The following is a 15,802-nucleotide window of genomic DNA, read 5'->3' as shown; positions in this document are numbered from 1 at the left end:
CATCGATTATAGATTCGTTTACTTCCGATTTTCTTCTATATACTTGTTTACTTCTTCTTCAGCTTGACGCAATGCGGTATTGATATCGGTTTTGCCGTCCCGCACGTTATGCACATGTTTGGGTATGATGATTGCCGCTGCCTGGTTCGTATACTGATCGTACGTAGCGGCAGGAGCGTATTTCATAGGACTCATTGCGCTTATATTTTTGCCATTAAACAGTTCGGCGTTCTGCCCAAAAGCCGCTTTAATCTCGCTGTTTTTCAGAGGCGTCGTATAGGCATTCTTGGAGCGTTCCATTTGGAATGAATCAGATGTAAAGAACTCCATCGCCTGCACAGCCAGATCCTTATGTTTGCTTGTACTGGATAAATACATATAGTCCGGATAAGGCTGCACGCTTATATTCCCTCTTTCCGGGTATACAGGAATCGGTGCCATATCCCATTCCAGGCCTATGTATCGTTTCGGATCATTATAGCTTGCTCCCAGTCCCATCCACATCGCCAAAGTTCTGTCCTCGAAAAACATTTTAGCTCCATCCGGGGCTAATCCCGGAATATCCGACCTTTCATATTGCTTGAGGTACATCTCGCTTACTTTCTTAAAGAGATCGTTATTGAATATCGCCTTGTTCGTCTTAGGGTCCACATATTCAAGAGAAAAAGGATTCCTTCGGAAAAACGTAGGGTGCATCCGGACGCCATAATATTGTTGGTTGCCATCCATACGCGTCACTTTGTTGGCTAAAGCAAACATCTCATCCCATGTCCATTGATCATGAGGCGGATAAGGAACACCAAATTTATCGAAAATTGTTTTATTATACAAGATTTGAGTTGGACTATCCTGCAGCGGCAGCCCGACCAGTTTCCCCTCGCCCAACTTGCGGTTCATATCAATAAATTCAGGGGTAAACCGGTTCAAATCCACTTTTGCTTGCTTGAGAAACGGTTCAATATCCGAGGAAAACTCATACGGTTTCAGATAAAGGAGATAACTCGCATTGGCGGCAAGAATCACATCAATCGGCTGTTTAGCAGCAATGAGGCCCTCTATGACCTTCGTGTTGATCGAGGTCAATTTAACGGTTTTAGGAATAATATGAGGGTATTTTTTTTGCAGAGGTTCGCCAAATTCTTTCATAAACGTTTCCTCATCCCACCAATACGTACTGGTGCTCAGAAAATATACCTCAGTCGGCTCCTGGGAAACTACCGTTGTCTTCAGTTCTTCCTCACCAGACTTACTCTCTCCGCATGCAGAGAGTAAACCAATGGACCAGATCATGACGCAACCCAACACCAGCGATTTACTTCGGATTGACATTGCAATTCCCCTTTTCACAAAAAATAATTGAGTTACTTCCCGATACCGACTGCAACGCATTGACTACATGGAACCCTATTTCGGCGGCGGCTGTCCTTGCACTTTTCAATCTTTGCTCTTTGCATGCGCTTACAAAAATCCGGCGTGGCAGCAGTTGGATTTTGACTTTTCCCATCTCCTTATTCAATGAAGTATTTTGAAGCACTTCGTAATCAATTTGTCTCTCATACCCGAAACCAGTATGGTGGTAATACCATCGTATCGCAAATATACACCGCCCTTTACGGAACGTCAACACTTATTTATTTGGCTCGGTTGTTCAACTGTGATCGTATCACACTCCTTTCTTCTGCTTCATTTTATGATATGATCACCATATCAATAGAATTGGAGTGTGCGATATGGATCTGGCCGAGAAAACAACACTGCCGCAAATCGTTTGTGAGCGGATCAAATTATATATTGTGGAACATGAGCTCAAAGCTGGAGATAAGCTTCCTTCCATGAATCAATTGATCGATATGCTGAAGGTCAGTCGCTCCGTTGTCCGCGAAGCGCTGAAAACGCTGGAGACGCTTGGCGTATTGCGGATTAAATCGGGCGGTGGAATATTTTTGGATGTCCCCTCCTTCAAGCCATTTATGGATCAGGTATCCTTTCAATGGAAACATAACGAGCAGAGAGTTAAGGAGCTTATCGCTACACGGAGGGTACTGGAGCTCTGTGCTGTAGAGATGGCCATCGAGCATTATGATCCCCATCTGCTGGATCAGTTGGAACTTGCAAACAAGCAAATGGAGTTGAGCATTACCAAAAGAAAGCTTCCGGTAGAGGAAGATCTGGCGTTTCATCGGGCACTTTTCAAGGCGACGGGCAACCAGACATTTTTCGAATTAAGCGATGTGGTAAGCGAATTTTTTAACCAAGTCAGGGAGCGACATTTCGTCGATGTCAGAAATACGATTACTTCCTATGAGGAGCATAAGCAAATTGTAGAGCAAATCCGAGAAAGGAATGTAGACGAAGCGAAAGCGATCATGAAGAAGCATTTGTTAGTTCTCGATATGTTGATTCCGGACAAAACAGATCAGTAATTACCGGGAAGCAAGTCTCCCATTTTAATAAATCTGCTAGGTTTGACCCGACGGGTGAAAGATGATTTGAATTCCAAGGACCATTTGTTCCATCAAACGTTGATGCTTAACCTGATTAATTAACGGGATTAAATATTAGCTCGAATCTGGAGCGAGCAGCGTTACAAAAGAAAAAGAGCTGCCGCAGCAGCTCTCTCCGTTATTTCAAAACGTCTTGTAAAAATCTTTCAAGCGCGGCGACATCCGTAATGTTCTTGTTGCATTCCTGACTGTTCAAACACAAGTAATTACCAACCGCCTTGTAATAATCCGGCGAAGAATGAGCCGGCCTCGATTTGGATACCGCGGTAAATAACGCAAGCTCATCATGCTTGTTGCATAAAAAGCAGACGCCTTTTTTGTTCGTCGGCGTAAACTTCCCTTCAACCCCTACGATTTGTCCGTTTAGCGGGTACACCAGGAACAATTTCCCCGTAGAAATGCTGATCCAACCGAGGTAGGTCAAATACCGGTAATCTATGGTCAAATCAGGAATCGGCAGCTTTTTATTTTTAGGAAACAGTTTTCTGATCTGATTTTCCGTAACTTCCGGAAAATTCGTCATATACGGTTCCAATGACCGGAGATATTGCTCGCATTCCTCCGCGGTATGAAGCGCGGGAATGTTGCCGAACAGCTCTCTGTGGCTCCCTTCCGCATCCGGAAATAGTTCCATAATCTTCATTTCCGTGTCGGTCCGGACGGATTCTACGACCTTGAGGTCGGAAACGGTTTGGTTCGCGCGCTGTAGATGGCCGATTTGCTTTTTAATAAAATTATACTGATGGTTTCTAATGAATGGTCCGTTCATGACGTACTCAGCCCCTTATCTTTTGATGAAACTGCAATAAGGTGCAAAGCCCACGATTAGAAACGATATAAGCTCGGCCTGGGCGATGTGATCCCGATTGTTACGCCCCATGCAAAGAATCGCCCCGATACGCAGGCTTTGCATGAGTTAAGCTAGTCCCGGCAACATGATTTGCCATGGTCTACCACCTCCCGAATACATAACTACTATGATAATGCCATCAAACGAATTTTTCAAGACAGGTCGATTGTCGGGCAGATTGCAAAAGATTATCTGCTCCGGCAATTATCATAATATTCCATATATTGGAATATCATTCTGTTTCGAAGAGAACGAAACCGTGTAATAAAATGGTAGCTTCTTTGTCTCTACTTGATGTAAATAGAATCGAATGGGAGGATGAATGATGTGAAGTTCCGTAATAACTCGAGGGCCAAATGGTTGCGCACGATGCTGGCCACCCTGACGCTTGCAGCGGCGGTTCCCGTCTCTACGGTGTTCGCCGACGGACCTGCGGTACAATCCAGAGCAGTGGGTAAAGCGACTGGAGCCGCCCCTAACGTCACGATTATTCGCGCCAAAAGCGATCGGGTCGCTCCGATGGGAGCCGGCGAGTGGGATTACCTCGGTCAGCGCTCGACGGTTTCCTCGCAAAACCCGACCAACTACGTTCACTCCGGCGGCGGCGATTTTAAGTTCCAGGTGGTAAGCGGTCCGCGCGGCGGCGCCTGGTATCAGCTGCGGGAATACGATCCGGGGAGCAATGCAGACGAAGTCGTGACCGGCCACGAATTTTTGCTCTATCCGGGCGATACGCTGATCTTTCGGGGGATCGGCGGCTATGTCGATGGCGACAACAAAAAAGCAGAGTTTTACGTGTACGAAAGCTTCAGCGGATCGGCTTCCGTGAAGTATTGGGATTAACTCCGTTAAGAGACTGTCGATTCATTGTGTAGAAGTGTTAGCAGACCGTTCCAAGTGAAAAGTTACCTTCTTCTGCTCAGACAGGTTGTCCGGAATCCCTTGATTGAATAAGGATTGTAAGGTAGGGGATTCCAGACAAAACTCGCCAGAAGCTAATCTTTTCCCTTTCCACTTGGTTGTCCACATTGAATCGACAGCCTCGTTTAATCGGCTATCGGAAAAAGGACTGTCCGGTAAAGCGTTCCGGACGGTCCTTTTCCGTGCAACCCCCTACATCTGGATCTGTGCGTGGAAGGAAACCAGTACATTCGCTTCAGCCGGTCGTTGATGAGGTTGTGTGGGAACAATTCGACTCCGCACGAAGCCCTTAAACACGTCTCATGCGAACCGATCGCGTTGAATATCGCTGAGACGACATGCATGCAAGATACCTTACCCTATAAGAGTTTCTGGCACCCTCTATTTTCAGCATCTTGGGCTGACAGAGACATATAGAGACGATTCGTACCCCTTATTTCCACCAGCTGAAGGGGTCTGCGCCTTTTTTGCGGATATTAGCAGATTCAAACCACTCTTATTCCGGGCCCAAACCGGTTTTCGGACCAAATAAAGGATGCAAATGCGACAAGCATCGGGTCTGTTTACCGAGGACGAATTACAGGAATGGCTGGAAACAAGCAAGCAATTGGATGAAGCCTATTGGAACGGCCGTTCCGGAAAATGGAGCGATCAAGAGCCTTGCGGATGGGTTTTTGTGGGAGAAGATGCCTATTCCTTGCGCAACCCGGCGAACGATTCGTTTCCATTTCAGCAATGGAACCGGATGTTGGCGGAGCTCGGCTGCTTGTAAATATATAGATCCGACATAGCCCAATCGCCGTCAATCGCGCCCTACCTTCGCGCAGGACGTCCGGACGCGCCGGCGGGGCGGACCGATTTTGCAACGCCTGCCGGTTGCACATTCGCCCTCCCCACCGTCACCGGTTAGCCCGATCCCACTCGTTCACCTCGCGCGTTATTTCTTCTCCGCCGTAAACGTGCCAATCCCTCACGAATTGGACGAACGAATCCGGCTGCTCGTTGCCGTAGACGATTTTCAGAAACGCTTTCTTCTCCATATCCTGCAGCGCCGGCCATTTGGCCCGCATCTTTGGTCCGGGTGCGCCCACGAATTCGTCCTTCCGGGCATAGTCGAGCTGCTGATCGCTGACAATGCTGCCTTCCAGAAACAGCTTCGAGCTTGTGGCGGCCAGTCTTTTCTCATACGGCGTATCGATCTTCCCCCGGTAGACGCGCTGTTCGATACTTTCGCCGCGGATGACGCCAGGAGGCGTGCTGCCGAGCGCGACGAGAAGCTGCCGGGAGATCGTGCTCGTTTTCCCGGGAAAATCGTAAAGAACCTCGTCCCCTACCCGCTTGTAGTCGTAATTCTCGGCGAATCCGTGTAAGAAATCCGACGCCGGATCTTCGATCAACGCGCCGAACACCTCGTCGTAGTACCGGAACACGGCGTCCATATGCTCGAAGCCTTGGCGGAACACATAGCTGCCGTACGAGATGTTCGACCCTCTCCGGCCGATATTGCCGTCCGGTCCGGACGGAAACGGGATCGGCTTGAACACCGGCATGTCCGGCCCTTGCGGCACTTCCGACAGCGGCCAGCCGCCCATCCACCCCGGACCGGATATGATGCCGGCTTGCCCGTCCGCAAACAGGGAAGACGCGCTTTGTTCGTCGTAGGTTCCGAAATTCGGGTGAAGATAGCCGCGCCCGTACCATTCGGCAAGCACAGCCAATGCGTCCCGCATGCCTGGCTGAACGGAGCCGTACGCTAGCGATCCGTCCGGCATCCGGTTCCACTGATACGGTTGATCGCCAAAGGCGCCGAATACGAAGCTGGCGTCACCGATCCAGCCGTTCAGCGAGTTTTTGCCTGCCAGCGCGAGTCCGATCGTGTCGTCCTTGCCATTGCCGTCGGGGTCCCGGTTCGTAAAGGCGTCCAGTACGGCGGTTAACTCATTCAGGGTCGTCGGTACGGCAAGTCCGAGCCGGTCGAGCCAGTCCTGCCGGACCCATAGGATCGGATCTCCTACCTTCCCGTCGGAAATTTGCGGCAGCCCCCACAGCTTGCCGCCGACCCTCACCGTTTTCCACACGTCCGGATTCAGCGCGTACGCTTCCTTTAGACGCGGAGAAGCATACCGTTCGAACGAGACGCCGATGTCCGCGAAACGTCCGGAAGCGACCAGTTCATCCAGCAGCCGGGACAAAATGCGATTGTTGAGCAGCAGCACGTCCGGAAGCTCCTCTTCTCCCGTCAGCGCGAGCCGAACCTTCTTCTCAAGCGCCGCCTCGTCCGCGAGCACCCACATGTTGGAGGTGGCGATGCCCAATTTGGCTATCGACCAGCGGGAAATCGGATTGTCGTCGATCGTGTCCGGCTCCTTCATCTTGTCAAGATCGCTGTCACTCAGTACGCGGGCCGTCGTGACGACGATCGGCGGCAACGGCGAACGCTCCGCTTCCGAATTCGCAGCCGAAGTCACCGGCGCCGGTACGGCCGTCTGTTTCGCCATATAGGTATAAGCACCGATCACAAGGACCACGGCTAGCAGGCTGCCGATAACGATCGTGCGATTGTGCGCCATTCGAACCACCGGATTCCTTTCTTGTCGGGATGTTAATCAGCCGTTTCCCGGAACTGCTTCGGCGTCAAGCCGGCATACTTTTTGAACTCGGCGATAAAATGCTGCGTGCTTCGGTATCCGACCGCCTCGCCAATTTCGTAAATGCGCAAGCCCGATTGCTTGAGTAGCTCCTTCGCCTTGGCCATTCGCGCTTCCAGGATGAATTCGCTCATGTTCGTTCCCGTGATCTCCTTGTACACTTTCGACAAATAGACCGGATGCAGGTAGACGCGCTCAGCGATAACGGCCAACGTCAGATCGCCTCCGATATGCAGCCGCACATAATCGTGAACCGAATCGACCAGACGGCGCTGCACCTCGTGCTTGTCGGCCGGCCGCAGCTCCGCGGCCTGCTCCTTGCCCGCATCCGAAGGGGGGCATCTTCTTCCGGTCAGCTCCAGGATGACGGATACGAACTCGTCCGGCCGCACCGGCTTCAGCAAGTAACGAAACGCCTGCAGCTCGATCGCTTTCTGCGCGTACTGGAATTCGCCGTAGCCGGACAGCAGGATGCAGCCGATCTCCGGCCGCAGCTCCCGTGCCTGACCGATCAGCTGCAAGCCGTCCATGCCGGGCATGCGGATATCCGTAACGAGAATATCGATCCGGTTGTTCCGGATCGTCTCCAGCGCTTCGTCTCCGGAGCAGCCGGTGTGCACTTGTGCGACGCCGAGCTCCGCCCACGGGATGACCGTCGACAGATGCTCGACCAGATGAGGATGATCGTCTACGAGTAGAGCCGCTAACATGGCTTCACCTCCGGTTATAGGTACGACACATCGGGCCAACTGAGCGTTACCCGTACGCCCCCGGATTCCGACCGCGTCAGGAGCAGTCCTGCGGCAGAGCCGTACCGGTGCGCCAGCCGCTGATGGACGTTCCACAACCCGCAGTCGTCCCCGGGCGGCTCCGTCTCCTTGAGCGAGGCGTTTAACCATTCGAGCGTTTCGTCCGCGAGTCCTACGCCATCGTCCTCGACCATGAAGCGGACGGTGCCGTCCGCCGCCCGGCCGGAAATCTTAATCGACCCGCCGCCCTTTTTCGGTTCAAGGCCGTGAATAATCGCGTTTTCCACGATAGGCTGCAGCAGCAGCCGCGGAATATCGACCGCCTCCAGCCCGGGAGGAATGTCGATTTTGTAGCCGATTTTACGCAGCTGCATGTTCATAATTTCCATATACGACCGTACAAAAGCGACTTCCTCCTTTACCGTCGTATCCAGCCGTTCGTTGCGCGTGGAGTAGCGATAGTAGTCCGACAGGCTGTACGCCATCGAGACGACCGGTTCCAGCCGGTTCATCTGGGCCATGCTGACGATATAGGCGAAGCTGTTGTACAGAAAGTGCGGATTGATCTGCGATTGCAGCTGCTTCATCACGGCTTCCTTCGCGCGCAGCTGTTCCCGGTACACCTTCTCGATCAGATGCTGCTGCTTTTCGGCCATCCGGTTGAACTGCCGGAACAACCCGGCAAAATCCCGGTTATTGCCGGGCGGCAACCGGGCACTCAGATCGCCCCGCTCCAGCCGTACGGTCCCTTCGCCGAGCTGGCGGATCGGACGCTGGACCTGCGAGTAGATCATATAGGCTGCGCCCGCACCCGTCAGAATGAGCAGGCCGGCCGTTACATAGAACAAATTCCGGCTGTACGTAACGGGAGCCAGTATCGTCTCCAGCGGTACGTAATCGACGAGAGTCCAGCCGATCTTCGGAGAGACGAGCCCGTATACCAGGTAGCGCCGTCCGTCTAGCGAGACGGAGCGGTATCCCTCTGCCGGATCGGCGGCGATCGCGCTTCCTTCCTGCGCGATAAGCCTGCGAATGGTCGATTCTTCGGCGCTGCCGTTAAGCACAAGCTCCCCGGCGCTTCTGTACAGAAACGGATCGTTATTGCCTTTCGTCTTGAAGCTGTCGAGCAGCCGTCCGATGTTGTCCGCCATCAGGTCGATCTCCACGATTACATCGGCCTTGCGTATGTCGGAGGCGGCGGAAGCAGGCACGATAAAAAAACGGGTGAACGCCATCTTGTCCGCGCCGTCGACTCGAATGTTCCGGTACGTCCATCGCGTCGTCGCCTGGTCGAGCAAGTAAGCTTCGTCGTAAGGAAGCAAGGAATACGACGATACGGCATGTCCCGAGCCGGGGAAGTAGGCGTTGATCCGGTTCATCCAGGCGCTGGAGGTGCTGAATAGCGACAGCTTGCGCTGCAGCGTGTCGGACAGTATGGCGTAGTCGTACCCGTTCGCCGGAATAACGTTGCCTGCGAATTGGGCGAAGTCCGGGTCCTGTGAAATGAGATTCGAGTATTGGGATACCTGCTCCATCGCCGCTTCGATCTGGTGCATGAAGATCGCAAGCCGCTGCCGGTTGGCGATCGTAAGCTGTTCCTCGACAAGCCGCGTGCTCTGCGCATTGGAGTAAGCATAGAGGGCGATCACCGGCGACATCAGAATGACGATCAGACAGATGACCTTGGTAATGAGCTTCATAACGTCCTCCGGTGCCATATCGGGATGCTTAATTCATTCTACGCGCATGCGTCCGTATCCTCCGCCGGAGGCGAAGCCGTAAGGGCGAGATCGCCCTGATCAACCGGCTCTCAGCGGCAGACGGAAGGAAAGCAAAGCGATCGCAGTGACGATGACGTACGAAACGACGCACCAAAAACAAACCGCATGGATGACGAACAGCTCGACGACGGTCAAATACGTAGAAAAAGCGAAGCCCGCCCACAGGTAGAGCCGCAAGAGCAGCGGAGTTGCGGCCTCCTGCTTGCGGCTGCGCAGCAGCCAGGCGATCAGGAGCAAATAATAGGAGATGCCGAGCAACGACACCGGAAACGGTCCGATATAAGCGTACTTGCTGCCGTTGACGACGCTACAGCTGCCGATGGGACAATACAGCCCGCCGGTCAGATTCGCCGCGAATATATAGGAGGACACCAGCGCCCCCGCCACGGCAAGCCCGACCAGCAGCAAATGCAAACGATGCCGTCCGGTCATGCTTCCCCGACCCGTTTCATGAATTTCTGAAAATCTTTAACCCGGTAGCCGTTCATCCGCTCCATGACGGTCCCCTGTTCATCCACCGCGTAAAAGACGGGCGTAATCTTGATTCGCAGCCGATCCTGGGCGGTCCGGTCGGCGGCCAATAAAGGAAACGGAAATTGCAAATCGCGCTTGACCTCGCCGTACGCCTCCTTCCCCCCTACGCCGATCATAACGAGCGGCGTATCCGGGTAAAGCTCGCTCCACTTCTGGAGCACGGGATACGAGCTTTTGCACGACTCGCAGTCGATCTTGGCGATCATCGCGACATACTTTGTCCCCCTGTAGCGGGCCGTATCGATCGTCCCGCCGTCCACTTCTTCACCGGCGATGGTCGGGAACGTCTCACCGACGCGAAACCCGCCCGTATCGGTAAACCATTCCGCAACGAGCGTTGCATTGTTCAACAAGTAGACGCCGGCCAGCGGTACTAGAGCTGCCGCCAGCAGCAGCACGATTTTCATTACCCGCATCCGGGCCAACCTCCTTCAACAAGGCTGTAATTGCCGATACAACGCAGCATAAAGCCCCTCTGCAGCCAACAGCTCGTCGTGCTTCCCCGCCTCCGCGACCTTACCGCCCTGCAGCACGAGGATCAAGTCCGCGTCTGCGACCGTGCTATGGCGATGGGCAATGACGATTCGCGTGCAGGATAGCCGGGACAAATTGCGCTCGACGGCGGCCTCCGTCCGCATGTCCAAGGCGCTCGTCGCCTCGTCCAGCAGCACAATAGCCGGTTTGCGGACGAGCGCCCGGGCCAGGGCGATCCGCTGTCGCTGCCCGCCGGACAAGTTCGTTCCGCCTTCGGACACCAGCGTCCGGTATTGCTGCGGCATTTTCATGATGTCTTCATGAATGCCCGCCATTACCGCTGCCTGCACGATGGGCTCCATGGGCATACCGGGGTCGTGAATGGCGATATTTTCGGCGATTGTCCGATTGAAAATAAACGAACTTTGCGTGACGACGCCGAGCCGGCTGCGCAGCGCCCGTTTGTCCAGGCGTTCGAGGTCGATGCCGTCGAACCGCACCTCGCCGGAGGCAGGTGCATACAGACCGAGCAGCAGGCCGGCCAGCGTGCTTTTGCCGCTGCCCGATGCGCCCACGATCGCCACCTTCCGGCCGGGCTCGATCGCGACGGATACATCGCGGATTATCTCGGGACCGCCGGGATAGTAGCGGAAGCTTACGCCCCGCAGCTCGACCTTGCCCGTTAGATGCGGCGGCTCCTCGGCTGCGCCGTCCTCCTGCTCCTCCCTGGACCGGTGAATGTCGAGCACCCGGTTCAAATAAACGCCCAGCATTATCATATGGTTCAGCGTCGTCACAAGCGTCGACAGCGGCGTCAAAAAGGCGGCGGCGAGCGTATAAAAGGCGAACAGCTCGCCGACCGTCATCCGATAGGTCAGCACCTCATTCGTGCCCAGCCAGAGCAGCAGCAGCGGCGCCGCGAACTTAAGCCCGCCGACCACGCTGTCCACCCCTGCCTCCAACACCCCTCTTCTGCGCTGCGTGTCGAGCTGCTGCTTATACAACCGCTCCCAGCGCTCGTAGGCGAGCGTCTCCATGCCTCCGGCTTTGACGTCCGTTATGCCGCGCAGCGTCTCCACAAACGAATTGGTCGCCGCCGTCTGCTTCAGAATCTGCTCCTGCGACAGCTGCCGGATCGGCACCCGAGCCAGAAGCGATGTGCCAGCCTGCAGCGCGCCCGCCGCCACGACCCAGCCCGTTAGTGCGGGAGACCTCTCCAGCATGAACAGCAGGAAGAAAACGACCATGCCGCCGTCGAGCAAGGCGGTTACCGTCCGGTTGGACAAAATGTCCCTGATCATCAGGTTGCTGTTGGCTCTGACGATCAGATCGCCGTTCGACCGCAGCAGGAAAAACGAATACGGCAGACGGAGCAGGCGGCCGAGGAATGCGCTCATCAGGCTCCAGTCCAGCCGGTTTTGCAGCAGGACGAGCGTTCGGCTCCGCAGCAGCAGAAACACCGTCTGCACGAATGCCAGAGCGGCGAAGCCGATGCCGATCGCATGCAGGAATCCGGTCTCCTTGGGCAGGATCACCTCGTCGATCAGGATACGGATCGAGATCGGAGCGGCCAGAGCCAGCATTTGAATCCACAGCGACATAACGACGACCTGTGAAACGAGGCCGGAATGGCGCCCCAGCAGCTTGAAATAGGAGGTCCAGATCGGTTGTCTCTTGCGGGGGACGAAGCCCGCTGCCGGCTTCATCGTCATCAGGACGCCGCTGTACCGCTCCGCAAACTGTCCGATCGGGATGTTCATCCGGCCGACGCCCGGATCGACGATCGTCGCCCGGCGCTTCCCGAGCCGCTCCAGCACGACGAAATGATTATGCTCCCAATGAAGAATACACGGGACATCCGTCTTGCTGATCCCGTCGATGCCGACCCGCCGGCCGGCCGCTTCCATCGCGTATCCTCTAGCCATGTCGCGCAGGAGAAGCAGGCTGGTTCCGTCCCGGCCGGCGCCCCCCCGCTCCCGCAGCTCGTGCAGCGGCACATGGCAGCCGTAGTAGCCGAGCAACATCGCCAGGCAGCAGACGCCGCATTCCGACTGTTCCATTTGCTCGATGAACGGGATGCGTCTTGGGCTTCGCAGCTTCATGACGCACCGCTTCCGATCCCGGCAGCCTGCTTCGCCATGGCGGCCGGAGGTGGCTGAAGCGCCGTCAGGGAAGGCAGCGCCGGGTTGGAGAGCCGGAGCAGCGCATAGCCGATCCCGGCCAGTCCTGTCATCAATCCGGGAGAGAACGCACCAGGTGGGACGTCGCAAAGCCAGTCGTTTTTCTCCGCATCGCCCAGCGCCAGCGAAGCCCGCTCATACACGGCTTGGCGAAGCCCATCGTCTTTCCGTTCCAGAGCAGCAGTAAGCAGCACATCGAGATTGCCCATGTCCCCATGGCACAGCACGCTGGAGGAACCGCGCCAACGCGCAAGCGTCGTCCGCAAGCCGACGCCGATTTCTTCTTCGAACCGGTCGTCGCCGCATACGCGGCCGGTCAGGATGCGGCTCAGGACGATACCCGGCGCGCCATGGCACCAGTAGACGGGATTGCGGTCGGTCCGCGCGTCGGAGCGAAGATCGAGCCAGTTGCCTTCCCCGGGGGCAAATAAGCTTCGCTCGTAGCGGACCGCTTCCCGTGCCGTCTGCAGGAAGCGTTCGTCGCCGGTAACGCGGAACAGCTCGGAGAAGGTGTAGGCGTAGCCGGAGGCGCCATGCGAAAATCCGGCCAGCATGCGGCCCTCGGTCAGCTCGCTCGGCCAGCCTGCACCGCCTGGCGAGACGACCTTTTGGCTTAACAGATGCTCGCCGCATCGTACGGCGAGACCGAGCGCTTGGCGCTCGCCGGTCGCTTCGTACAATCGCAAGGCGCCGATGGAGATGCCGGCGCTGCCCGCCATGAGATCCAGCTTCCGGTCCTGAGCGACGATCCGCTCGAACCGGTCCAGCGCTCCGATAGCATCCTCCAACAGCGAATCGTCCCCCAGCAGCCTGGACAAATGGCTGAATGCATACAGATAGGAAGCAAGGCCATAAAACACGGAGCCTTTCTGAACGGCGCCTGGAAGACGCAAAAAATCCCGGCTCGTCTCCGCCGCGCCGCTCGCCAGTTCCCGATATTGCCGAACACCCGTTTCCTTGGCCGCATAAGCGAAGAACAGCGCCAAACCAAGCGTTCCATTATATATGCCCGCGTCCATAGGCGCGTAGCTCAGCAACCCCCCGGCATCCTTCGCGGTTCCGATCCAGGTGACGGTCCGTCCGTCGTCTCCCCGGACAGCCGAAGAGGCGAGCCGTTCCGCGATCGCCACCGCCGCCGCTTCGAATGCCTTCGACGCATGTGGCGCTTTTTGCGCTGCCGAATCCGCTGCCTCTGCGGCAAAGGTTGTACGTTCCCAGCATCGCTTCAGTGTCAGCATCGAAGCGCGAATGACGCTCTCCTGCATCGCGCGGTCGTCTTCACATAACCGCCCGATCCGTCCGAGCGACATCGACAAGCTGTCCTGCAGGAAATAGCCTTTGATCCGTTTGCCCCGGCTGTCCCATACATCCGTGGAGCTTACGAACGAGGAGAAATACGGAATGTCGTGGTCCAGCAAATCGGCGCATTCGGAATGAACGACCCGAAGCAGAGCAGGAGCGCCCTCCGCAATCCGCCACATGAAATCGAACAGCTGGACACGGGCAATGCCATCTCCCAGGCATGCCGGGTTCAGCGAAGCTTCCAGCATTTGGCCGTAGACGTCCGTATTGCGCACGAGCACCCGGACCGGGCACTTCGCGAATCCATGAATCGGCCCCTCCTCGGCGGCAAGATGCTCCCGCTGCGCCAGCAAGATGCGGTACATCCGGTTGAATCCGCCGGCGACATCGTCCGCGTAAGCTTCGGCTCCGACCTCCTCCCCGCCGTAAAACGGGCGGTTGCCGCCGGGGCTGAACGATTGGGCCGTCTCCCGGACCAGACGCATCTCGTCGGTTCCGATATCCTTGTACTTCGTTAGCGGCCGCACGTAGGTCTGTCCGGCGTAAGCGCCGATGCCGCTCACCTCCATCCCCTCGAGGGAACCGGAGCGGAGCCGATAGGACGGGAGCAAGCCGGAGCGGAGCACGGACTGTCTGAGCAGATCGCTCGCTTTGCGGGCGGCGGTCGGGTGTTCGTTCGGTTCCGCCTCCATGCTGTAACGATGGAAGATGGTTTCCAGATCAACCAGATACGGATATTCGCCTTGGGCGATCACGTTTTCATAATGGAAATCGACGGCATGAACGATATGCAACAACGCCAAATACTGGCCGTGCCGCCTGTAGAACCGGTTGATCTGCTCCGGAGAGACGCACGGCTCGTGGCGGACGTATTCCGTCCAACCGTAGGATTGCCTGTCGACGATCTTCAACACCGGCAGAGGAGGCTCCGCCCCGTAGCGGTTCGCCCATTCCAACAGCCGCTGAAACGCCGAGTCGACCGCCAGCGATCGAGCCTTGTACATCAGCCTGTCGCCGGAGGCAAAACGGAGAACGTGCACGCTTCTGCCCCCCCGATGGGCATCTCCGGAACGGCTGCAGCCGACGAGCAGAGAAAAATCCTGCCCCAACACGCGCTCCAGCTCTTCGCGGTCGCGAAGAAACCGCTCCGTCATTTCTTCGCAGTTCTTCTCATGATTCATCGTCTGCTCGGTCATCAATCGTGCCAGAACCGGATAACGATGAAGCATACCAGCGATATCCGGCATCGTTGTCAGCCGGCCCGCAACAAAGGAACGAAATCGCTCTTCCCCGGTATCGCCGGTCAAAGCGCCGGCCTGCTTAGCCACATGAAGCTCGGCGATCAGCACCCGGTCGGCCAAACGCGTCAGACGCCGGCCAAGCGATGCGACGACGTCCCGCAGAAACGGTTCCCGGTCGACGGGCATACACCCGTATTCGCATTCCCATCCCCGAAAACGCACCAGCAGACGCCGGCGCAACCAGTGGAGAAAAGGCGATACGAACGGCGAGAACGGGCCGGGCGACAAACCTTCGATCTCGGCCGGGTTCATGCTCGTTTGGCTCAAAATACCGCTAAACGTCCGCTGCCATTCAGGAGCTCCCTCGTCCTCGAACCGGTCGCCTTGCTCTAGAATGGCGGCAAATTCTGCTTCGCTTAAACCGTCTTCCTTCAGGCGCGTGGAGAAGATCGCGTCCGACGTCAGTCCCGTCCGCTCGCGCCACTGCTGCACAGGGGAGGAAGGGACGGAGGAATCCATCGTACGAATCGCGGCTTTTCGTTCGTGCGCGTACGCCGCCTTTCTCAGTTTCATGCTATCGATCATGGAGATGCTCTCCTTGTAAAAAGAATACAGACA

Annotated in this window: 12 protein-coding genes; 3 read left to right on the top strand and 9 right to left on the bottom strand. The window is 56.1% G+C overall.

Annotated features, from left to right (window positions below; genetic code table 11):
* Positions 1-18 precede the first annotated feature (18 nt).
* A complete protein-coding gene (locus AC3Y2E_RS15270) occupies positions 19-1,329 on the bottom strand; it encodes an ABC transporter substrate-binding protein (protein WP_379211682.1) in 1,311 nt (436 codons plus the stop codon).
* A gap of 401 nt (positions 1,330-1,730) precedes the next feature.
* On the opposite strand from AC3Y2E_RS15270, the gene AC3Y2E_RS15265 reads away from it, so the two are divergent.
* Positions 1,731-2,423 carry a FadR/GntR family transcriptional regulator gene (locus AC3Y2E_RS15265; protein ID WP_379211680.1) on the top strand — a complete coding sequence of 231 codons (693 nt, stop codon included), beginning with the start codon at positions 1,731-1,733 and terminating at the stop codon, positions 2,421-2,423.
* 199 nt (positions 2,424-2,622) lie between these two features.
* Here AC3Y2E_RS15265 and AC3Y2E_RS15260 read toward each other — a convergent pair whose 3' ends face one another.
* Positions 2,623-3,273: a FusB/FusC family EF-G-binding protein gene (locus AC3Y2E_RS15260; RefSeq protein ID WP_379211677.1), complete on the bottom strand. Its 651-nt coding sequence runs from the start codon at positions 3,271-3,273 to the stop codon at positions 2,623-2,625.
* 408 nt (positions 3,274-3,681) lie between these two features.
* Here AC3Y2E_RS15260 and AC3Y2E_RS15255 point away from each other — a divergent pair, with 408 nt between their 5' ends.
* On the top strand, positions 3,682-4,197 hold the full coding sequence (locus AC3Y2E_RS15255; RefSeq protein WP_379211675.1) for a hypothetical protein: 516 nt from the start codon (positions 3,682-3,684) through the stop codon (positions 4,195-4,197).
* 619 nt (positions 4,198-4,816) lie between these two features.
* The gene (locus AC3Y2E_RS15250; RefSeq protein ID WP_379211673.1) at positions 4,817-5,047 is read left to right on the top strand and encodes a hypothetical protein; all 231 of its coding nucleotides are present in this window, start codon (positions 4,817-4,819) and stop codon (positions 5,045-5,047) included.
* A gap of 127 nt (positions 5,048-5,174) precedes the next feature.
* Here AC3Y2E_RS15250 and AC3Y2E_RS15245 read toward each other — a convergent pair whose 3' ends face one another.
* From AC3Y2E_RS15245 to AC3Y2E_RS15215, 7 genes are all read right to left on the bottom strand, one after another.
* A complete protein-coding gene (locus tag AC3Y2E_RS15245) occupies positions 5,175-6,845 on the bottom strand; it encodes a type 2 periplasmic-binding domain-containing protein (protein WP_379211671.1) in 1,671 nt (556 codons plus the stop codon).
* A gap of 32 nt (positions 6,846-6,877) precedes the next feature.
* Complete coding sequence (locus AC3Y2E_RS15240) at positions 6,878-7,633, bottom strand: response regulator transcription factor (RefSeq protein ID WP_379211669.1); 756 nt, start codon at positions 7,631-7,633, stop codon at positions 6,878-6,880.
* Positions 7,634-7,647: 14 nt separating this feature from the next.
* Complete coding sequence (locus tag AC3Y2E_RS15235) at positions 7,648-9,372, bottom strand: sensor histidine kinase (protein ID WP_379211667.1); 1,725 nt, start codon at positions 9,370-9,372, stop codon at positions 7,648-7,650.
* 99 nt (positions 9,373-9,471) lie between these two features.
* Positions 9,472-9,885 (bottom strand): vitamin K epoxide reductase family protein, encoded by a 414-nt coding sequence (locus tag AC3Y2E_RS15230; RefSeq protein WP_379211665.1) that lies wholly within the window; start codon positions 9,883-9,885, stop codon positions 9,472-9,474.
* Positions 9,882-10,403, bottom strand: coding sequence for a TlpA family protein disulfide reductase (locus AC3Y2E_RS15225; RefSeq protein WP_379211663.1), 522 nt, complete (start codon positions 10,401-10,403; stop codon positions 9,882-9,884). Before AC3Y2E_RS15225 ends, AC3Y2E_RS15230 begins: the two co-directional genes overlap by 4 nt.
* Before the next feature lie 15 nt (positions 10,404-10,418).
* Positions 10,419-12,563, bottom strand: a complete 2,145-nt coding sequence (locus AC3Y2E_RS15220) for a peptidase domain-containing ABC transporter (RefSeq protein ID WP_379211661.1) — start codon at positions 12,561-12,563, stop codon at positions 10,419-10,421.
* Positions 12,560-15,769 carry a type 2 lanthipeptide synthetase LanM family protein gene (locus AC3Y2E_RS15215; protein ID WP_379211659.1) on the bottom strand — a complete coding sequence of 1,070 codons (3,210 nt, stop codon included), beginning with the start codon at positions 15,767-15,769 and terminating at the stop codon, positions 12,560-12,562. Before AC3Y2E_RS15215 ends, AC3Y2E_RS15220 begins: the two co-directional genes overlap by 4 nt.
* Between the last annotated feature and the right edge of the window lie 33 nt (positions 15,770-15,802).

Source organism: Paenibacillus sp. MAH-35 (assembly GCF_058135425.1).
Note: the sequence above shows the minus strand (reverse complement) of the source record. Positions and strands in the feature narration are given on the sequence as shown.